Origin of the sequence: Aquimarina gracilis (genome assembly GCF_035285365.1) — a bacterium.
In the GTDB taxonomy this organism is placed as follows: domain Bacteria; phylum Bacteroidota; class Bacteroidia; order Flavobacteriales; family Flavobacteriaceae; genus Aquimarina; species Aquimarina gracilis.
In genome coordinates this window covers 593,269-615,590 of sequence record NZ_JAYKLX010000001.1, presented here as the reverse complement: position 1 = coordinate 615,590, position 22,322 = coordinate 593,269, and the positions used below count along the sequence as shown (strand labels likewise).

9 protein-coding genes are annotated in these 22,322 nt (G+C 34.5%); 7 read left to right on the top strand and 2 right to left on the bottom strand.

Going from position 1 to position 22,322, the window contains the following annotated elements:
• Positions 1 to 293: 293 nt before the first annotated feature.
• Positions 294 to 1,958: a tetratricopeptide repeat protein gene (locus U6A24_RS02520; RefSeq protein ID WP_324178361.1), complete on the bottom strand. Its 1,665-nt coding sequence runs from the start codon at positions 1,956 to 1,958 to the stop codon at positions 294 to 296.
• A 715-nt stretch (positions 1,959 to 2,673) separates the two neighbouring features.
• Complete coding sequence (locus U6A24_RS02515) at positions 2,674 to 5,151, bottom strand: hypothetical protein (RefSeq protein ID WP_324178360.1); 2,478 nt, start codon at positions 5,149 to 5,151, stop codon at positions 2,674 to 2,676.
• A gap of 557 nt (positions 5,152 to 5,708) precedes the next feature.
• Between U6A24_RS02515 and U6A24_RS02510 the strand changes: the two genes are divergently transcribed.
• The 7 genes from U6A24_RS02510 (at position 5,709) to U6A24_RS02480 (ending at position 22,301) form a co-directional block, all read left to right on the top strand.
• Complete coding sequence (locus U6A24_RS02510; RefSeq protein WP_324178359.1) at positions 5,709 to 6,464, top strand: helix-turn-helix domain-containing protein; 756 nt, start codon at positions 5,709 to 5,711, stop codon at positions 6,462 to 6,464.
• A gap of 41 nt (positions 6,465 to 6,505) precedes the next feature.
• A complete protein-coding gene (locus tag U6A24_RS02505; protein ID WP_324178358.1) occupies positions 6,506 to 6,730 on the top strand; it encodes a hypothetical protein in 225 nt (74 codons plus the stop codon).
• A 41-nt stretch (positions 6,731 to 6,771) separates the two neighbouring features.
• Positions 6,772 to 11,187 carry a hypothetical protein gene (locus tag U6A24_RS02500; RefSeq protein ID WP_324178357.1) on the top strand — a complete coding sequence of 1,472 codons (4,416 nt, stop codon included), beginning with the start codon at positions 6,772 to 6,774 and terminating at the stop codon, positions 11,185 to 11,187.
• Positions 11,188 to 11,191: 4 nt separating this feature from the next.
• On the top strand, positions 11,192 to 12,934 hold the full coding sequence (locus tag U6A24_RS02495; protein WP_324178356.1) for a hypothetical protein: 1,743 nt from the start codon (positions 11,192 to 11,194) through the stop codon (positions 12,932 to 12,934).
• A 30-nt stretch (positions 12,935 to 12,964) separates the two neighbouring features.
• Complete coding sequence (locus U6A24_RS02490; RefSeq protein ID WP_324178355.1) at positions 12,965 to 15,715, top strand: hypothetical protein; 2,751 nt, start codon at positions 12,965 to 12,967, stop codon at positions 15,713 to 15,715.
• Positions 15,716 to 15,810: 95 nt separating this feature from the next.
• Positions 15,811 to 18,654: a hypothetical protein gene (locus U6A24_RS02485; RefSeq protein WP_324178354.1), complete on the top strand. Its 2,844-nt coding sequence runs from the start codon at positions 15,811 to 15,813 to the stop codon at positions 18,652 to 18,654.
• Between the two features lie 23 nt (positions 18,655 to 18,677).
• Positions 18,678 to 22,301, top strand: coding sequence for a DUF6603 domain-containing protein (locus tag U6A24_RS02480; protein WP_324178353.1), 3,624 nt, complete (start codon positions 18,678 to 18,680; stop codon positions 22,299 to 22,301).
• Positions 22,302 to 22,322: the final 21 nt, after the last annotated feature.

The following is a 22,322-nucleotide window of genomic DNA, read 5'->3' as shown; positions in this document are numbered from 1 at the left end:
ATCTATGATCAATCAAAAAAGAAAATCACTGATCTATGAACAATAGAAAAGACATGGGTTTTTTGGTTTTAGAGTTTTGTGCCTGAAAATTAGCCAGGAATTTCAATAAAAAAGGTTCAAATTATAATTTGGCACATGTAATTCTCAGGAAATAGAAGCAATAAATATAGTTTCTACACATTATCCAGAAGTAATAAAGCGGTCAAAGACTTTGTAAACGCAAAGAATAACAGAGAGAGAGATTGATTAATATTTACTAGAAATAAGTTCAAATCAATATTTTTGGTTTCAAATTATTGACTTGTTGAAAGAGAATTTTTTTTCTGAAATTCTGACGGAGTAAGTCCAACCAGATTTTTAAATACCCTGTTAAATGATGTTTTGCTAGGAAATCCGGCTTCATATCCAATAGCCAGGATTTTGTAGTTTTCGTATTTTGGATTTTTTATCATTTTTTTTGCCGTATCAACTCGATATAGATTGATAAAGTTGTTGAAATTCTTTTGAAAGCAAACATTTAAAATTTCTGAAAAAAGATGTACGCTCATGTTTAAGTTATCTGCAATATCAGATTGTTTAATCTCATGATTCAAAAAGGGCTTTTCTTTTTCCATATAATTTAAGATAAGCTCCATATATCGTTGTTGATCTTTTTGAGGAATTGAAGATTTTTTGGGCTGTGTAGTTGTTTCTTTTTCTGGTGTTTGCTGTTTTTGAATCTTTACAGCCAGAGCATTTAGTTTATCTTTTAGTGCTTCGTTTTCGTTTTGCAATAATAATTTATCTCCTTGTAATTGTAAAGACTCTTGAGCAAGTTTTTGGCGTCTTTTATAATAAACAACCGAGGATACAATTAATACAATGATTAAAACTACTCCTGCAAAAATGGATGCCCTTTTTTCCTTGCTTAGAAATAGTATAGATTCTTTTTGTTGAGATATTATGTCAGATTTTATTTCAGATTCTTTTTCTAGTTTTAATCGCTGGGCTTTGGAAAGCGTTTTTAGGTACTTCCCTCGGGTTTCAGTATAGGCTTTCTGTTCTTTTAATGAGTTTTTCAAATCATTTAATGACTCATATACTTTAGATAGGTGATCATGCGAGTCCATTTTTATTTTTAGAAAATTTCCTGCAATAGCAATTTCTTTGGCTTCCTTTAAGGGGGCCAATGCTCGAGAAGGTTTTTTTAAGCCGATAAATGCATTGGCAATGGTCAATTGGGTTAGGGCTTTACTTTCTATTGATTCTTTGGCAGTAATAAGTCCTAAAGTTTGGGTACTATTCTCAATTGCATCCTCGTATCGATTTAATTTTATATAACACTCTGAGATGTTAATCATTGCCCGTATCAAATTGTCATTACGATCCATTTTGATTGCCAAATCTTTTGACAGTTCCATATACTTTAAAGCATTTTGAAACTTTTTTTGATGTAGATATGCGGTCCCCAATACACTATAAGCAACATTATAAAACGGAACCGGATCATCTTGATTTTTGGCCAACTCGATCACATTTTTCATGGTTCTTATAGCCATTTCATCATTGCCTATCGCTATATGCAGGTTCCCTAAATTAACCGCTATTAGAATTTTCACATAAGAATCTTCCGGTAGTGTTAGGGCTAGCTCTTCGGCTTGAAGATAGGTGTCTAAGGACTGCTCATATTGATCCGTTTGTTGATAATAAATTGCGATATTGACCAGCGTACGAATTCTTGTCTCTTCTAGATGATTTGCTTCAGCTATAACCAAAACAATGTCACTATAATCTTTAAAAGCTTTTAAATCCCCGGCTCTATAAGCTTTTCTGGATAAAGATTTATACTTCGCAACACTATCTTCTACAGCAATAATTTTTTGATTATATAAAGAGCGATCATTGTTAATTCGATCCTGAGCAGAAGTTATAGAAAGTGGAACTAGTATATAAATTATTAGAAACAGGAGCTTTTTCATTTAATTTGAACCTTGTTAAGACGACATTGTTTTATGCAAAATAGATTAAAGATACTATTTTAAAATAGTTCTTAAGGGGTTTTCATCGTTGTTCTAAAAGGTTTTAAGTTAACGAGTAAATTAACATAAAACCTAAACGTTTAAACCATAGCTGTAAACAAAGTGTTGTATGGGTAATACTAAAAATATAGGGATATACACCATGTTTATGCAAGATTTTTTAGCTTTAAACTAGTGTGTAAACAGTTACTTGTTTACAGGATTATTTTAATAGGTAATCAGCGATATCCGGTCCTTTTTTTCGCAGTTTATAGCTCGTAAAGCGATAGGGTGTTTTGCATCGTATCTTTTCTTGCTTCGGTAGAAGATTACTTTTGCAGATACCATATTCTCTATATTTTCGACAATAACTAATTCAAGTTAAACATAGGTGTAAAAAATATGATCTTATACATACTTTATTATATATTACTAAAAACGCTCATGTGTTATAAATAAGGTATTTATAGAAGTTAAGGATTACTATGGTTTAATAAAGTTTATAATACGCTGGATTCAAAATCAAGTTCCTTCGGGAGTGTGGGTTCGATTCCTGCCTTGAGTACAAAAACCTTCTAAATTAATTTAGAAGGTTTTTTTATTAAGCGTTTCTACTGAATTAATTTGATGCAATAAGGTTACTTTTGATAACTGATCTTGCCTTGGTCAAAAAAAATCATTGATCAATAAAAACCTTAAATACGTTCTCCTTTTTATCCATATTGGTGCTAATTTTAAGAAAGTATACTTCTTTTTTTGCGAGAATTGGTAATTCTAAAGCGATATTACCATTGGTTACATTTTGGGCTTTTGAATCATAAATTCTTGCACCGGTTATAGCATAAAATCTTACGCGTGTTTTAGCAATCTGATTGTTGTTGAAATTTATAAAAAGTGTAGAGTTTTCAATGCGGTATTCCAAATTAAGAGATGTTACATCAATAAGTTCTGGTTCTTCTATAATATCAGGAGTACCGGTAGGTGGAGGGAGTGTGCCTAATTCATACCATGTAGGGCCATCATTGGTTACATCTATGGCTTGAGGCTTCTCGGGTAAAGAGGTTAATTGTTTTGGGGACTCTATAGGGTCGTATCCTATTCTTCCTTTGGTCGAAGCGATACCTTTTTCGAACTCTATTACCGCACTTCCTTTTGTTTCATGTTTAATGGAAATCAAAAATGTAGTATCAGTTTCTTGTAAATTGGTTGAAATTTGGTGTTGATCTTTTGTGGCTTTGGTTTGAATAACATTTAAAAAGTAAACGATCCCTTCATTACTATTTTCGATTTGAATTCTATGGGCATCATCCTCTCTATCACGACAATGTCCACATCCTTCTACCTGAGTTTCATTAATTATGGATATTTCGCGATTTGTGGGTAATAAAATATCAATAATTGCTTCGTGATCATTATTAATTACCGAATATCTTCTCTGTGTTAATTGAACAGGAGCTCCCTGAGTGTGTAATAGTGATGTTTTTATTTGATTTTCATTTTCAACAGATTCGGTTCTATCAAAGACTACAAAAGTTTCTAGAGGCTTAATGAAAATGGTTTCGCGCTCAAACTTTTTAACGTTTACATTACTACTGAAAGTAGGATTGTCATAGTTTTTGTAAGCTGGAGTTAAATCATTTGCAGCATAGAAAAAATAATCATGACTCATTAATCGATCAACATTTTCAGTAGTATGACCTGCTGCGGTTGAGCCTTTTTTACCAAATAAAATTGTGTTTTTGGCAAGTGTGTTTTGAACATCAATACCTTGAGTCCTATCTCCGTCATAATTAGGTATCTTCCAACTACTGCCGTAACCTCTACCGCTAGGAGGGATAATTAAATAACGATTACCTCTTGCAATTGTAAATGAACCGGCATCCATATGCTCATGCCCTCCTAAAGGTGGTTTTCCCAATTGGATATGAATCGCCGTAGCATCTTTTTCCCAGGAATTTCTCGTATATCCATAAGGTGTATGTCCTCCATATGGAGCAAAATAGTCAAGAGGAAGTTCTGACAAACTAGCCTTTGGAAGATCACTTGTAACAGCTTCTACGAATTTATACGGAGGATAATTATAATTAAAAAATTCCAGTTTATCTACCCAGGCTTTGGCATATTGCGATAATTTACCATCATCCTTTCGAATTAAGGCTTGTAATAACATAAAATGGGCATAGCCGTTTCGATAGGTTTGGCTCCATTCGTTGACATTCATAAAGACTGCTGCATCTCCGTATGGAAAAGGTAACCAAAATGAATCCTCTTGTGACGCATTAGGGGTAACATATGCCCTATCGGGAGCTACATTATATAAATTAAAACCAATAGTTCTTCTAAAATAATCGGTTTCTCCAATATAATCATACCCGGCATTAATCAATGAAACACCTGTATATAAGTGGTAACGTTGAATTGCAACATTATAAGATGTACCTTCCGATTGAATTCCGCTAATTCCTCCTTGGTTAGCATAATTTTTGAAAACATTCCATCTGTCAATTAATCCGTGATTAAGCATGTCTATAGCAAAACTTCTATTCTCATGATATAGCAGAATCCCGGCATATATAGAGTTTCTGGTATAGCCATGAAAGAAATTGCTTCGGGGTTGATCAATCCCTCCCCAGTCTGCAGTATTCCAAAGAGGAATGAAATCTATTATTGACCTATAAAACTGATTCCACTCTTCGTTTGTTAATTCTGCAAAACACCAATCTAGAACCAGAAACAAGCCATCACCATACCATCTACAGCGATTACATGTGCCTGCTCCATTTTCAAAATTTTCAGACTCAATTTCCTGAAGCGCCAATTTTGCCCATTCAATAGCTCTTCTGGCATAGTCTCTTCGTTCGGCATCAGATTTCATGTTTTCAGATACCAAGTATGCAAATGCTAATTCTATGGCTTGCGATCCATCATATATCGAAAGAACTTCTTTTCGGGTAGGTTCAAAAGGGTTTTGCAGATACCAGTTTTTTGCTTTTTCTAATAACTCAACATTCCAAAATATTCGTGGATGTGTGATTGAGATATCCAGATCATCTATGGGTTTATTTTGTGCTTTTAAACTATTTGATAGTATTAAAAAAAGAATAAGTAAAATAAATTGCCCTGTGGGTTTTAAAAAATAGAATTGAGGTTTCATAGTATAACATATAAAGTTAAGTGACTTAAAAAACTAAGAACATACCTTTTGTATGGTATTTTCGATAGTACATAAATGTAAAACCCCTTTGGAAAGCATTAGTCCTAAAACTTCATAATACTAAAAATTAATACTCTCCTAACACTTACCTATATCCAATTAAAAATGAGGTTATGTTTTTTTAGATCTAAAAAAATCACTCAATAACTCTTTTAATGGTTTACATCATTTGGATAACAGTTCCAAAATTTTTGCATGTAAACTGTAATTAATCTTGTTTACTATATTTTTGTTTTAATGTTTTGATATTCAGCACTTAATGAATTTATTGTTTACATAATTCAAATTTTTAAGCTTCGATTGTCTACCTAAATAGTACATCTGGTTCACTTTTAATTTAAGAGCTGTTCACGTAGAGTGTACTGTGTTTTCTACTCCCCTGGTTATACCTCTTATTAATTTTGTCGAGTCACCAAATCGGAACGCTTAATTTTTTAATACCTGAAAAGTTGGAATTTGTTTTAAACATAATCATATACACTTTGCACCTAATAAAAATGGTAGCTCTTATTATAGTTCTTTCTGTAGCGGGATATGTGTTTTTTATTATTCTCGAGAATAATAAAAAACAAGGTGTGCCCATTGGAAGAGCTTATTTTAGTTTTCATCCTAAAACTATATTGACTCTTTTATTTGTATTGCAGCTAAGCATTGTGTTTTCAGGTATGTACTTCGTTATAGATACGGAGGTAATACATTTGAGTTGTTTTTCATATCTGTTGGGAGCAACCTTAGTTTCAGGTTTAAATTTTATCTATTCTAGAAGACTTTTCTATAAAAATCAATCGGAATTGGAGATCCTGAAATATAGAAAACAGGTCGATAAGGAAGCGACCAAAGAAATTGGAATACAAAATCCAAAGATATTCCCATATAAAGAAAATGCCGTTTTCAAAAAGTTTATGACCCTGATAACTGAAGAAAAAATATATACCGATGCGTTGTTAAGCCTTGACAAAACAGCAAAAATGCTCGGTATAACAGCGGGGTACTTATCAAATATCCTCAGTGAAAACTCCAGTAAAAATTTCTCAGAAATCATCGGTTATTACAGGACAGAAGAAGCAAAAAGGATGTTAAAGGATGAACGATTTGATAGCTATACTATACTATCCATAGGCTACGAATCAGGATTTAATTCTAAATCTTCTTTTTATAAGACTTTCAAGAAAAATACAGGAATGACACCTAACCTGTACCGAAAGAAAAGGAAGTTTAGGAATCTTGTATTAACGCTGTTTTCACTTGGATAAATCTTAAAATATATAACAAAACCAATTTTAATATTAATGATATGGATTTTAAAAAAAATCTTGAAATGAAGCTGGAACATTTAAAGAACGAATATTCCTTAGGAGAAAAAAGATTAATCGAGCTCGACAAAGAAACTATGAACCTTAAAAGTACTATGCTTCGAATCAGTGGAGCGATTCATGTTATTGAAGAAGCTTTTAATACACAAAAAGAAGAAGGTTCAAGCAAAAAGTCAACATCCAAAAATCAAAAATCAACAAAATAAAATGCAGTCAATTTTCTGCATAAGTATTGATACTAATAACTATGAGTAATTCACCTATTTCAAAAATACCAATTCTTTTACTTCCTTTAAAACTAGAGACCAGGTTTATAAACATTGGAAATAATAGAGTCCAATTGTGGATACGAGTTTTTCCAGATCAAATTTTCTTAGAAAGTCATGAGAAATTACTCAATCCTCAAGAAAAAACAGATGTATTGCATTTCAAAACTCTCGAAGACGATGCTTCAAAAAGACTGTTTTGGGAAGAACTGGTTGCCAAATATGGAGTATATCGGGCGTCTTGGTTAGTCCAAATTACAAATGAGGAGTTAAATAGCCAAGAACCTTTAGAAAATCAGGAAACTATTTTTAAGTTTAATTGGTTACCCCGTAAATTTAATTTCTATTTATATAAAAAGGGGGATACAACCAATTTACCAACATATACAGATAATGGATCATTGATAGATCAAAATGGATTAACAGCGCTTGGACAGGGGGATGAATGGATACAAGATTTTGATCTTGCAGTTGAACAGGGAATGGGAATCAGAATATTGTTAGACCAAGGAGATGATTTGGAATTTGAAAGGATTATCGTGACTGGATTTAGGTCAAATGATAATACATCAGTTCAGGGTCAAGGACTTTCTAATCTATTAGATAATCACAGATATACTGAAGGGTTCTCTTTCTTAGAATTTGGCACGCCAACCAATAACTCTGAAGATGTAAGTAGTGGGCATTCTATACGTGAGGAGTTTGAAGTAAGAGATAGTTATGAGTATGCCGTAGAAGGATTGGAGTTAGAACCAGATAATTCGCAACATATCGAACACATTCAAATAGCATCTGCAGGGAAAAATTTGGCTACAGCTTTAGGTTTTGATACCAGTAGTATGGAGCATGTAAAAAATGCAAACTCATCCCCGGATACTCTCGAAGAATTATATCAAAAAGCTACGTGGTTTGCTATGGGAGCGCAACCCTTGTTCATGCTATTTGGAGAGCAGATTTCGAATGAAACACATGAATCTGTCTGGAAACACTATTCTAAATACGTAAAATCAAAAGGAATATATCGACCTATAAAAATTGGGAATCAACCTTACGGTATTCTTCCGATAATGAATGTTAGTGAGATTGACATCCCCGTGCCGGATAATCTTTTTGATAAGATGACCAAAATATTTGCGCAACTTTTGATAAAATGGATAGATATGGTACATCATGAAGAGCATAAAGTACCACGGTTAACAGGAGATGATACCCAGGAAACTGTTCTTGAGATTTTAAGTATGCAAGAACATTCTCATCAATTTCAAATAAGAGCGCTTAAATACAATGCTTTTAGGGGTAGAGCCTATGAATTACTAACAGAGAGACCAGATAATCAATCGATTACAGAGTATTTGGAAAACCTTGGCGAAGAGTATAGTATAGTACAGGATAATGTGAGTTCTTTTTCAGAGCTGATAGGCCTTAATAGCGAGGAGCTAACTACAGAAGTGGATAAGATATTAAGAGCACCTATAGTTAGTTTTACAGAGTTAGATGCCAAAGTAATAAAATTTAATGAGGGTGAAGCTATGGTATCTACAATCGAGGGATTAGAACAAGAAACTCAAGATACTTTCTCTTTGGTAGATCAGGATCTTTCAGGTTTCCAAGAATTAATAAATGATTTGATTGCCGAAAATCACCAAGGTTTGGTTCAATACAAAGGAGAATTAAACTTGTTTGTGGATCTTTTTCTAAGAAGTTATAGCAATGCTATGCAGCTTTATCATAGAGATGTGGTGTTTGATCTTCCTTTTTCTGAAACAGCTCAAGATGCAATATATACTTTAGGGGATATAAAAGAATCCGTAGGGCAGGAAGTAAGTAAAGGTGATGTAGTTCTTGAGATACTTGATAATGAAGGAAGTAAAGTTGCCGATATTAGGGCTCCATTTGACGGGGTTATTAAAAAGCATTATTTCAATCAAGGTACAAATGAAGAAATTAAACCGGGGACTATTCTGTTTACTGTACTAAACGAGGAAAAGCGTAATGAAATTAAGGCTTTATTTATAGAATTAGGCCAAAAAATAATAGAGGTTAGTAATCAAATTCCGGAAGGTGAAGAGAGGTTCGAAGCACAGGTAAATGCAATTCGCAATGTTATCGATTTAAATAGTTATCGCGTTGACGCATGGATAACTTCATTAGCAGCTTCAAAAATTGAATCCTTGCGAAAAACTGCTAATCATGATAGAGGAATATATTTTGGAGCCTATGGATTATTAGAAAATTTAAAAGTAAATGGTAATGTCACATCTTTAGAATCAATGACCGATGTAGATAATAAATTGGGAGGTATAATTCATACGCCCACTACTGCCCAAAATATCACTTCCTCGATTTTTAAAAACCTATTTTTATCTCATGAACATGAGGAAGTAAGTAACCCCTTTACTACCAATTTAACTTCCGACAGAATACAAAAGGGAGAAAAATTACTCGAGGGTATTCGACAAGATCAACAATTGGAAGCACTTTTGGGGTATCAATTAGAAAGACATCTACAGGATGAAAACCTACATAGTGAAATATATAACCTTAGGGAAGAGTTTCCATTGTTTCAAAATGTAACAGATGGCGATAAAGGATTTGTAAACCTAAGTGTGATCGATGGGTTAAAAGCAATCAGAAATAAGGAAAGTCTTCCAAATTCAATATCAGATCAAAACAAAACTAGGGTTATAGCACTTATAGAAAGACTTGAAGATACCTTGGATGCTAGTTTAGATATGTTATTCTATGAGGCAGGTTATCAAGTAACACAAGGTAATTTAAGTCAAGCAGCTGCGGCTATCGATGCAACCAAAGGAGAACTAGAACCCCCAGAGATTGAGTCTATAAAAACCCGTATACCTGGTACAGCAATTAATCATAAGTTAATTATGGTGCTTCCAGAAATTAGTGATGAATATACTATTGATCATCCTCGGGCACTTTTAGAACCTTCTATAGAGAAGTGGTTAGAACAATCTATAGGAGATATGAGTAGTATTCATTGTTTGGTAGAGTTGTTCGACACTGTCGAAGAGACCAATACTCCAATACAAACTATAGAAGTGGCTTTATCGGATCTTGAAATAAGTTATTTAGATTTACTTTCGGTAAGTGATGAACCTATCTCAAATGGAACAAGTGAGTTAGAACTTAGAATCCATAGGTACGTTAAAGAACAACTTCCAGATCTACCCGAAAGTATTCAATTTGTAATTACCAATAATGAACAGGATTTCAGGTCTTTGAAGAATGCCCTGCAAGTTATCCACCATTCCAAAAAGCTATTACAAAACAGTAGATATTTAGATATAAATGATCTAACTACTGAAGATGAACATATTTTAATTAACAGAGAAGCGCTTGATCATATAAAAACAAACAGATTAGGGGTACTATTACAATCCCTGCAAGAAATAGTAGCTGCAGATAATATTGATGCAACCCAGTTGATGTTTCTTTCAAAATTTGATATTGAAGAAGCAAAAACGGTTCTTGTCGATGTAGATAAGGTTAATCTAGTGCAATTAAAAGCGGTTATACAAGAAAAGATAGATTCTATAAATTCATTACTTGATAAGTATGAAACCGAGGAGGATTTCTTAACTGCTTTCAATTATTTAAAACAGTTGTCAAAACTTCTTTTCGGAAATGATTTCAAATTGCTCCCACCGGTAGTAGCTTCAGATCATTATAAAACTGGAGTTAATTCGGAAAATCAAAAATTTCTAATAGGAAGAAAGGAAAATAATACTACTAGTCAAGTATGGGGATATGAGCGTATCTTTAATTGGATACAAGGTTTGGCTCAAGTAAAAGAAAACGTTGAGTCTTTTGAAGAGTGGTTGATGGTTCATTCAACATGGTCAGGTGTTTCAAATCATACCTACAAAATCCTTCAAAATCCTTCACAAGTCAATTATCCCTGGGTTGGACTTTCAAAAAAAGAAATAGATGGACTTCTTGATCAGGAGTATGAATCTTTACCAACGTTTGTAGATCCGTTAACTGGAGAATCTTACCCGCTAGCCAATGGTGATTATTATCCCGATAATACAGATAGTAGCATTCTTTATATGTCAGAGGGAGAAACATTACAAGCATCTGTTTTCGGGTTAGTAATAGAAGAATTTGCCGAGCATATTCCAAATGAGCAGGCAAATACTGGATTAAGTTTCAATTATGACACCCCTAATAATGAACCTCCACAAGGGTTATTATTGGCGGTACATCCAAGAGCAACCGAAAATGATGTGTTTGACTGGGAAGAGTCCCACTTAAGAGATATTCTATACGATACAATGGATTTATACAAAATACGAATGGTAGATATAGAAGGGATAAAAGAGTATGGGTATGTATTACCTATGACATATTGGTTTAACATATCGTCAAAAAAATAAAATAATGAGTTTATATCACAAGATAAAAAGAAACCTGTTTCCTGTAAATGAAGGTCCGGTAAAATTTCCTCCGCAATTCAGAATCGAGGGTAGATCTCGGGATGCAAATAATAAATCCGGATTAGAAATGAGAGTGGCAGACCCACTTTGGATGCTAGGCAGACAGTGGCAATTCGGAGAGTTTAATGCCGAGGATAATGGCTCGCCAATAAGTGCACAGGCAAATTTCAGAAAGCAACAAATTGATGCGTATTCCTTTACCGGATTCCAAAATCCAAAAAGTTTAGAAGGGGCACCTTTAGAGCCCAAAGTTGAAGCAGTCAAGATCAACCCTAATGATTTAAGAAGTAAAGTAAGAATTGGTCAAAAAATAGCGTCGTTGATTAAGGATATGATACCTTTTGATGAGGCCAATGATTTAATCGCTGGCCTACAAGTAGAGTTTCCCTTACAACCATTAGGAGAAATGGATCAGAGATCTTCAAAATTCTTTGATCTTATGTCAGTAAAGGTTATTGATGGCGGTCAGTTATTAAGTGCTATTGAAAATGAAACTCTACCATCTGATTATGCAGCACAACTTTCTGAAGTTATTGATCGATTGAAGAATTGGTATAAAGAGTTGCATGTAGAGCCCGACGAACATTCTTCTTGGAACCCAAAACATCTTGCTCATGAGTTTAAGGTACATGGGCCCGATAACACTTCGATAAAAGCACCAGATTATCAAAACGGTCACTTAGACTGGTACTCTTTCGATAGTGCAGGCGTAGATATAGACCCTGATGAGCAGACACAAAATACCGAAAATTTTATGCCAACAAGGGTTTCGTTTGCTGCATCTCCAGATAGGCGATTGTTTTCTTTTGAAGATAACATTCTTCAACTCGATGAAATGGATATGGATGAATCCGATTTTGTAAAACTTCTCATATCCGATTTTACACTTACTTCAGATAATGACTGGTTTACTATTCCATTGCAAATGAAATTAGGAGAAATGTGTTGGGTAAATCACATTGATGTAAAAGATGTCTTTGGGATAACCACCAGAATTAAGAATAACGAGCAAACTGTACGATTAAATGGTAATGGACTTAAGGTGTGGGATGCCTTTAAAATACGTAAATATGATGCTTTAAATGGCCGTTTACCAGGAGAACCGCTTTTTAATAAAAAAGAACACTTTTTGTACTTACCCCAGGTAACTACTTTCAAACAAGAATCAAGACCACTTGAAGAACTTCTGTTTTTGAGAGACGAATATGCCAATATGGTATGGGCTGTAGAGAAAACAGTTTCTAATGGCATGGGTAAACCTACAAACGGATATGATTTGCACCTTGAATTAAACGGTCCTTTTGTGGGTTCAGGGATAGAAGAACAAAATAATAGTAGTATTCCAAGATTTAGATTAGGATCACCGGTTCCTTCCAATTGGATTCCATATTTACCTTTTCATATAGAAGATAATGTAAAACACATTGAGCTCAGAAGGGCTGTAATGGTTCGTAATGATATAGATACCGAATTGGCTGATATCAACCCTATTTCTAGTCTGGCCCAAAATGATATTACTACTATTCGTGAAGAGGCAATACCGCGAGAAGGAGTACGAGTACAACTCACCAAGCAAAGAGCAAGAGCCGCAAATGGAAAAACATTTGTTTGGCTCGGCAGAAAAATATCTGTAGGAAAAGGAGAAGGAAGTAGTGGTTTGCAGTTCGATAAGATTGAGAACCGATAATGACGCTTTAATTTTTTAAAAAAGTAAACAATGGCAAAAAAAATAAACTATTTCAGGTCGCATGTACGACAGGGAATGACTACCATAGCAGACCATGATAACACTGGTAAAAGAAGCAAAATAAACATTAACCTTAAAGTAAAAGAGACCAACCTGAAAGATAATACTTCTGCCAATTTACAGATAGATAAAGAAGTATCTATATTAGGCCCTGGAGATGTAACCGGGTTAAATACCAAGATTATTTCAAAGGCTTTTCCAAATAAAAACACTAGTAATTTTGAACCCTCTCAGGTGCCTTTTATAGAGTTTTCTGAACCTGATTTTGTCTGGAGGTACAGTTGCAAAACAGTGAATGAAGGTCAAAACTGGATTCCCTGGTTGTCTTTGATCGTATTGCAATCTGGAAACAATGAAGATGCAGAATTTACAGAAGAAAGAAGTACATCAAAGGATCTTCCACCGAGAATAAGAATAAAAAGCAATGCTGTGTTACCCGATTTAAACCAGTCCTGGAGGTGGTCTCATGTCAATACAATTCAAACAGAAGGATTAAGTCCGAAGGAGCTTGAAAATAAAATCAAAAACGCCCCGGATCAAGTAATCTGTAGACAAATATGTGCCAGAAGATTGAAACCCAATACTGCATACAGAGCTTTTTTAATTCCAACATACAAAATAGGAGCAGAAACAGCCCTTGGCAACTCAAATGAAGACATCGATAGAAGAGCTCTTCTTTGGGACGAACCTTCTGAAGCAATAGGATCAGTAATGCCATATTTCTATGATTGGAAATTTAGAACAGGTGATGAAGGAAATTTTGACACTTTGGTTAAAAAAATAGTGCCAAGAGAAATTCAAAATCTGGGCTCAAAAACTATCGATTTTAGTAATCCAGGGTATGGAATAGATGAACCAGATTTCATTTTATCCATCGAATCGGCGCTTACAGGAATAAATGGACAAGAGGGTAACGACCCTATGCCAGTTGAGAAAAAACAACAGTTGGCAGAGCTTTTTAATCGAGGTATTGAACATAATAATGAAGAAACCATCCTACGAGTTACCCCACCAGTTTATGGAGAATGGTATGCAGGCAAGCAAAACAGTTCAGAAAAAGTTAATGTAGACCGTAATGAGTGGTTGGAAGAGGTAAATCTTGATTTTAGATACAGAACGATTGCCGGATTGGGTGTAGAGTTTGTTAAGAAAAATCAGGAAGGCCTAATGAAATCTGCCTGGCAGCAATATAATAAAGTTAAAAAAGTAAATCGGGAACTCAATCTAGGAAGGTTTGGTAGAGAACTTTCTGGATGTATGAATAAAAGGTTAAAAGAATTACAACCTCATAATTATTTTAAATTGTCGCTACCTCTACAAAACAAAGTCTTGATCGAGGGAGAAGGTAATGAACCAAATACTACGATAGCACCATACCTCAAAGCCAGCCATATAACAGATCATTTAACTCATAAAAAGGTTAGAAAATATCTCAATAAAAGGAAAGGGATTCGTACAGGGGACGCCTTGGTTCAAGTAAAAGATAGTCATTTAGTGAGTAAAAGTTTTAGGGTCGAAGGGGTGAAGCGATACACCCATCAAGGAACTCCTAGTAATTTCTATCAAAAAAGTGAGGATTTTCTTGAAACAGAATGGGTAGATAACATTGTTGAAAAAACCAAAGGAGCAATGGATCCCAATAAACATATTGTGGATAGAATCAAACAAAGAACAAAGTCGTTTAGAGGGCGCGAGAAATTACTGAATCAGTTGTCTGATAAAGAGGACGAGCTTAGACCAGTAAAATGGTATCCAGAATTTCATCAACCCATGTATCATTATCTTAAGGGGTTGTCTGAAGAATATATCCTTTCGGGATTAGAGAATATACCTATGAATACGGTAGGATTGCTACAATCTAATCGAAAATTTGTCGAAGCTTTTATGCTAGGGTTAAATCATGAAATGGCGTCAGAGCTGCGGTGGAGAGAATTTCCAACCGACATGAGGGGGAGTTATTTTAGAAGTTTTTGGGATACCACAATATATTCTTTGGATCCTGAAGAAAAACAAAATTTTAGGAACACCAATTATGGCCAACAACTTTTACAACAGCTTACGATTCAATTTGGGAATGCTTACAACACTTTTGAAGAAATAGAAGCTGCATATGTCGAGCCAAATCCTGATAGTACTCAAAAACAAGTAGCAACTCTATATGAAGAAGCTGTAGAAAAATGGTTGTTAACGCGTGATGAAGATAAAGATATCGCGCAGATTTCAGAGTGGAGTACGGCTTCAAATTTAGGAAACCACCCTGTTGATGGTAAACCCAATGCCAATCAAGAAAATCAAAATCAGACGGTCATTTTATTACGAGCAGAATTGTTGCAAAAGTTCAATAATGTACTCATATACCTTGTTCCTAAAAACGCAAATGGAAAACCAGATTTCACAAATTCTGAAAACCGAAAGTTTCCCATTTTTGAGGGAGAAATAGGAGCAGATATTGTATTTCTTGGATTTGACTTAGTAAGTGCTGATGCCGAAGACTATTTCTTAATTTTTGAAGAACGTATCACAGAGTTGCAATACGGTTTGGATGTAACAGGTGATGCCGAAAATATTGGATGGGAAGATTTTGCTGGCCATGAAGAAGGGGAATATTTAGACGGTAAATTACCTGGTGGTGATAGTAACTGGAATAATCCCGCTTTTATAGGGAATGTAATGACTAGAAAACAGACCCGAGTAGCGGTAAAGCTATCTACACTAATATAGTAATACCAACTAAATCACCCAAAACAAGAAACCTTTTTAAATAGAAGATAAGTTAAGTGGAGATAAGCTGCTTAATGCTTCAAAATATATTGAAAATGAGCGTTATACCAATAAATATTATTAGAGGCGAAAGAATTTTTAATAATATACAAGAATACCCTTTACCATTAAAAGATGGAGTAAAGGATTATTTAATAAATCTTACGTCACCCTCCGATGGTTATGGAATAGCCGGAGAAGCTTTTTTTGATTTATTCTACCCAAACCATGTGGTGCATCGAGTGGCAAATCTCGAAGATATGATTGATTTTTTGTTTGATGAGATTCAATCAAAAAATATTAATCAAATTCGTGAACTTGTAATACTTGCACATGGAAATCGAACTACATTAGCGTTACCCCTTATCAACAATTTAGGTGGAAAAAACAAAAAATTTAAGTATTTCTCAGCGGGGTCAATAAAAAATCTTCAAGTAGCTTTTTGGGAGGGTGCACCAGAGTTTAATGATTTCAAAAATAAAAGAAACGAAGTAATCAAGAAGTTTTTAGATGATTCTTGGATTACTATCAGATGTTGTCGATTTGGATATGCCTTTGATGCAATGCATGGATTGTATTCTTTTTTTGGAGGAAGGGCAAATGTATATGCGCCAATGGAATATCAGTACTTCAGTTCTCACGAAAGAATTGGACAAGATAAAAAATTTACTTCGAGGTTTGATTTTTTTGATCATTTGCAATTGCAAGGATTGATACCTAGAAATGAGAATTATTCCTTTACAAGAACTCAAAAAGTATTAAATGAATTAATAACACCCGGTAAAGCAGGAGAGCCCTTCATTTTATCAAATTATACGTTGCAAGGAAATAATGTTACCGAAGGTAATAAGGTTGAATATGATTCTTTGATAAATTCGTTTAATGATCATGTTTTACCTGACAATGTTAGGAAAAAATTTCAACTAAAGGACTTATCATTATCAGAAGATATTGAAATTAGAGTACATCGTAATCATTGGTTGATTTTTGACGGGATTACCTTAGAAGTTGAGCTTGAAGGTGAAGTTTTTGAAGAGCATATTTATAATGTATTATATAGAATTGAAGATGAATATCACAATTTTATAAATGATGAAAACTATACTAGAATTCTAAAGGTATATTACAAACTTATTGATAACGCCACATTACCATCTGTACCGTATCAGTTTTTTGCGAATGAGCATCAGGATGAAAAGTTGAGAGGTAAGCTTTTTGAATTAGGTTCCTATTTTATTGACCTTGAAGAAGGGGAATTAGAAGACGTAAATGAGTTTGAACGATATCAAAGATTTGTGGAACTTCTTGATGGGCTTCCCTCGCTGGAAATAGAAGGAGAAGAGCCTATTAGTCTACTTGATGAATTTCAAAATGAAGGTTACCCTTTAACAAACCCTATAATACGACGAATTCAAGAAAACCCTCCAGTCTGGAAAATTACTCATGATAAAAATGAAAATAACAATATAAGTGAGTTCTTTGTTGAAGAAAAAGTAGAAAACTTTCTTTCATCTGCAACTAGACTGATTGTTCGGGTTTCGTTAACTGAAAAACAGATAGATTCTCTTTTAACTTATTATTCTACAGATTGTAACACGCCAGGAACAGAGTTATTGGCATATTTAGATAGGCATAGTAAAGAAGAACTCCTTGACTTTATATATTATTTGCGATCATCCTATAAAAAAGGAAATGCATTTTATTTACGCAAAGCTCAAGAAGCTTTAATGAGAAAGTTAGATTTTTTTCATTTTTTTCAAGAAACAGGAGAGTTTGAAAAAACAAAATACGATTTGCATCATCCGTGGGTTTCATTGACTCCTTTAGAAGTAAAACATAGTACAGAGAATGCATATCCTCCTCATAACGTTTGGAAAGAAGTAAAATCTTCGACAAAGCATGATAAAGATTTTGAAACAGATCTTTTTATGGAGAAGGAACTTCCATTTGGAGAAGTAATACAAATAGAACTTAAAGCAGGGCCAGAGGATTCTAGATTTATAGATCAAAATAGTCCTCGAGATAAACCAATTCCAACATTTAAATTTTTAGAAAAAGAAGATCTGAATTTTGTAGAACTAAGCGATGAAGGAATGCTGAGAGAAATAAATTGCGAAACGTTCCAACAATTTATAGATGTTTTGGTAGAAAATCAAGATAAGACCAGGGAGGAGCTTATGGAGATATTAAAGACGGTTTATATAGAAGATAACAGCACAATATACGATTATTGGTCTTCTAACTATTATTTTGCCACGTTCGAGTTCGCTTTTCAGATCATTGATATGACAGTTTCTTTTGGTAGAGCAACCGGTGTTGGTTCGTCAATTACAGTAACAGTTTCCAGAGCGACCGGAATAATGTTTGGACTCGGACTTGCGTTTAATTTTGTTGGTGGTTTTTTGATGTTTAAAGATTTGGCTACTGCTATTCAAGATGGTCAGGAGAGATATGAGAAAGTTGGCGTTGTAACAGGGGTTCGAGAATCTGCCAGAATCATAAATGCGATTGGTTTTGATATGTTAACCAAAGGAGAATCTTTCCCTGACGATTTTAACATGCGAGTTTTAGCATATGAACCTGAAAATGCACATGATTATCATTTAAAAATTAAGATTAGAACACCATTTCCTTCTTGGATTTCTTATTTCATATACGGATATGCAGCAGGCTTGGATTTGGGACAGAAAATTGTGCTCGAAGAATTGAAAAACTACAAGGCGATATTCTCAAAACTTCTTGCAAAAAAAGGTCTAGGACATTGTCAATCAAAAATTTTGATTGATTCTGGTTTGGTAGATGATAATAAAATGAAAGCTGTTGTTTTATTGGCGTTAGGTAAAGCTATGATGGATCAAGCCACTTATAGCAGTATTGACATTTTAGCTATTCCAGAATAAACTGAACTATAAAAAAGAACAAAATGAAAAAGCAATTAGAATATTTATATATATCCCTTGAAAAAATATTAACGCCTTTACAAGAAGATATAGGTTCTCTAGAAGGTCTAGAACATCTGTTTTATTCTTATGGATGGGATATAGAATTAAATGACGAAATTCATAATAGGATTGACCAAGTATTGGTGTTTAAAGAACCACTCAATGAGTTTATAGAAAAGGCCAGGGAACTAAAAACAAAAAAAGAAGAAGATACTTTAGAGCTTTCGGATATAAAATCGTTGGCAGAACAAGGCAAAGATATCTTACAGTTAATTTCTAAATTTGAAATTGGCGATTTTACGGAATTTGAAGGACCTTTGGCGGAAAGTGATTTTTGGGGTAGTATTGCCGATCATTTGCTGGATGATCTTATGGTAAGTTACCTAAAGCAGTATGTGCCTATAGCTTATGCATTATTCCAGTTTTTTAGAATTATTCGTTTTGAAGAAAGAGACCCTCAAGAAGAGTTTAGAATTCCTTACACCAAAACAATACTTGATTGGGGTCAATTGGTAAAACTGGTGACCAACCCATTGCAAGCTTTTAAACAGTATTATCAATGGGGGCAACAGCCCGTTGGTTTAAAACATTTAGAATTACTGCAAAATTTACAGCAAACACTAGAGTTTTTTAAAGTATCTTCAGATGTAATAATACCTTCAGACGAGTTTTTAAATAATCCAGAACATAATCCTACAGAAGGCTATAATAGGGTGCATGGTGTCATGGAATTGTTTGTTAATGTATTTCACGGGATCAGAACAGAGTTTTCCTCAGAAATTCCAATAGAACTGCCTCCTAATATTCCTGAAGAGGTTTCAGTAATTACAGAATTAGGTTTGGTCATAACACCGATTCCAGAAATAGGATCTAATGAGGCACCTTCTGGATTTTTAATTAAACCTATATCAAAAGGAGAGGTAGGGCAAGAAATTATATTGAATGAAGATTACAAATTAAACTGGCGTTTAGGAGCGGATACATCTGATCTTCTTACCTTCAAGGTTTTTCCTAACCAAGCTGGATTGGAAACAGGTGAGTTGGATGTAAATGCCGGTTTTGAGATTAAAAGTACATTTTCAGAACCTAAAATTATTATCGGTCAGAAGGATTCTACCAGGTTAGAAGTTAGGAATATAAACCTGGATTTTAATGTAGAAGGATCTCCGGATGATCTGGAAACCAAATTAGAGGTAAGCTTTGAGGGTAATCCAGGGTTAAATGCAGTTATAGATTTTGAAGAATTAGATGGATTTTTAGGTAGTTTCATAAAAAGTAGTCCTATCGAAGGCGGTTTTTCTCCTGAAATTATATGGTCAAATAAAAAGGGAATACGATTTAATGGAAATCCTTCTTTCGATACAAAAACAATTTTGAATAAGAAAATTGGCCCTGTAGATGTAGATGATTTTAACTTTTCATTGGACCAGAAAGAAGGCAATAATCAGGTAAGCCAGGCAAATATGGGCTTCGGGCTTTCAGGAAGTCTTGGTCCAGTTAATTTCACAATTGAAGATATTGGAGTGTCTTTAAATGGTATTCCATACAACAGACAAGAGCTCATCGATCAGTCATTTACAAATCCTTCAGTAATTTTCGGAAACCTAGGGTTAGACTTAGACTTCAAACCCCCTCATGGCATTGGGATAAACTTAGACTCGTCAATTATAAGTGGCGGTGGTTTTTTAGAATACGATCAAGATAGTGGTGATTATTCTGGAGCGATTAGTGCGAGATTAGGTTTAGATAGTTTAGAAATCGATGTTGCAGCAGTAGGCTTAATTAGCACAAAGCTTGCCAATGGTCAGGATGGTTTTTCGATGTTAGTGAGCTTAAGCGCTTTATTTACACCTGGGATTCAATTGGCTTTCGGTTTTGTACTCAACGGAGTTGGCGGTTTACTAGGGATACATCGCACTATGAAGGTAGATGTACTGCGAGATAAAGTTAAAAGCGGTAACATAGATAATATTGTGTTTCCGAAAGATGTATTAAAAAATGCATCCAAGATTATAAGTGATCTACGGGGGGTATTTCCAGAGCAAAAGAATCATTATGTAGCAGCTCCTTTTTTTAAGATTGGGTATGGTACACCCACAGCTTTAGAGTTGGATCTGGGTATTTTGGTAGAATTACCATTTAAAGATCGTGTTATTTTATTAGGAAGCTTGGCAGTATACTTGCCCAATAAACAGGCAAATAAACAACTAGGTGAGTTACATGCCGATATTTTTGGAGATTTTAATTTTGGTGCCTCTTATGTATTGATAGAAGGAGTTTTACGAGATTCTCAGATTGTAGGTATTCCATTATCGGGTGGTTTTGCTTTTATGTTAGATTGGAGTGATACTCCGCAATTTTTAGTATCGCTAGGAGGGTATCATCCTCGATATAAACGACCAGATCGTTTTCCAGATGTTAAACGTTTATCAGCTTTGATTAAGCGTGGCGATATATTTAGGCTAAGTTGCGAATATTACCAGGCAATTACTTCAAATTCGTATCAGGTTGGATTAACGGCAGATGCGCTGTTAAAGAAATCCGGAGCCAAAGCTGTAGCTTATTTAGGCTTTAATGCATTATTTCAGTTTGATCCATTTTATTTTGAGAGTGATATTCGCCTTTCGGCCGAGTTGAGCTACAAAAGAAGAACATTTGCAGGAGTCGACCTAAACTTTTTGCTAAGTGGTCCCCGCCCTTGGAAAGCACAAGGTTATGCCAAAGTTAAAGTGCTATGGTTCTCCTACAAATTTAAGTTCAATGAGAGCTGGGGAGGTAGCCAGGATCCTGTTCCGGCACTCATGAGTCCAGAAGATCTGGGAGAAAAGCTAGGCCATGAGTTACAACAGCCTAGTAACTGGAGTAGTAAATTACCAAAAGATGTATCGACTTCAGAAAGTTTACGCAGTTTTGAGGAACTAGAATCCGAAGGTGATGTATTCTTATACCCTTCAGGTCATTTAGAACTACGCCAAAAGTTGCTTCCGTTCAATAAGGATATTAGCAAGTTTGGTAGTAGTTATATGACGGCTAGAACGAAATATGTAATTGAGAGTTATTCGTTTGCAGGAGGTGATGATATAGCGGTAAGAGACCAAAATAATTTAAAAGAATATTTCTCAAGAGGTCATTTTGAGGATTTAAATGATCAGGAAAAGATTGCTCATCCAGATTTCGATTTAATGCCGGCAGGGGTACAATTGTTTATCAAGGAGGCATCATATGACATTTCTAACCAGGGATCTGAAGGTAATTTTAACATCGAAGTTATAGAGTTGAAAGAAGGAGCAGGTGTCGCCTTAGAAGACGAGTCGATTCATTGGCAACAAGAAGGTGTGCAGAATATGGCTTTATATAGTAAAAAGAAGCGCAGGAAATCATGGGATACTTTTGAGATGATCGAAGAGCTACCCACATTAAAAGATAGAACGTACAGAATCCTATCAAAAGATGAATTACTCCCTCCAGAGAGTATAAGTGATAGATATTTTGATAGCTATACAGAGGCGAATGATTACTTAAAGAACAATTGGTCAAAGACCGATCAATACTCATGGCAGATATTAGAACGAGTACCAGAAGATGGCCAACAGGCCACAACATAGTAATAGAAAATTAAAATAATA

What these genes read in the sequence shown, in the direction of transcription:
- U6A24_RS02520 (WP_324178361.1), bottom strand. Translation starts at nt 1,958, where the DNA reads ATGAAAAAGCTCCTGTTTCTAATAATTTATATACTAGTTCCACTTTCT.
- U6A24_RS02515 (WP_324178360.1), bottom strand. Translation starts at nt 5,151, where the DNA reads ATGAAACCTCAATTCTATTTTTTAAAACCCACAGGGCAATTTATTTTA.
- U6A24_RS02510 (WP_324178359.1), top strand. Translation starts at nt 5,709, where the DNA reads ATGGTAGCTCTTATTATAGTTCTTTCTGTAGCGGGATATGTGTTTTTT.
- U6A24_RS02505 (WP_324178358.1), top strand. Translation starts at nt 6,506, where the DNA reads ATGGATTTTAAAAAAAATCTTGAAATGAAGCTGGAACATTTAAAGAAC.
- U6A24_RS02500 (WP_324178357.1), top strand. Translation starts at nt 6,772, where the DNA reads ATGAGTAATTCACCTATTTCAAAAATACCAATTCTTTTACTTCCTTTA.
- U6A24_RS02495 (WP_324178356.1), top strand. Translation starts at nt 11,192, where the DNA reads ATGAGTTTATATCACAAGATAAAAAGAAACCTGTTTCCTGTAAATGAA.
- U6A24_RS02490 (WP_324178355.1), top strand. Translation starts at nt 12,965, where the DNA reads ATGGCAAAAAAAATAAACTATTTCAGGTCGCATGTACGACAGGGAATG.
- U6A24_RS02485 (WP_324178354.1), top strand. Translation starts at nt 15,811, where the DNA reads ATGAGCGTTATACCAATAAATATTATTAGAGGCGAAAGAATTTTTAAT.
- U6A24_RS02480 (WP_324178353.1), top strand. Translation starts at nt 18,678, where the DNA reads ATGAAAAAGCAATTAGAATATTTATATATATCCCTTGAAAAAATATTA.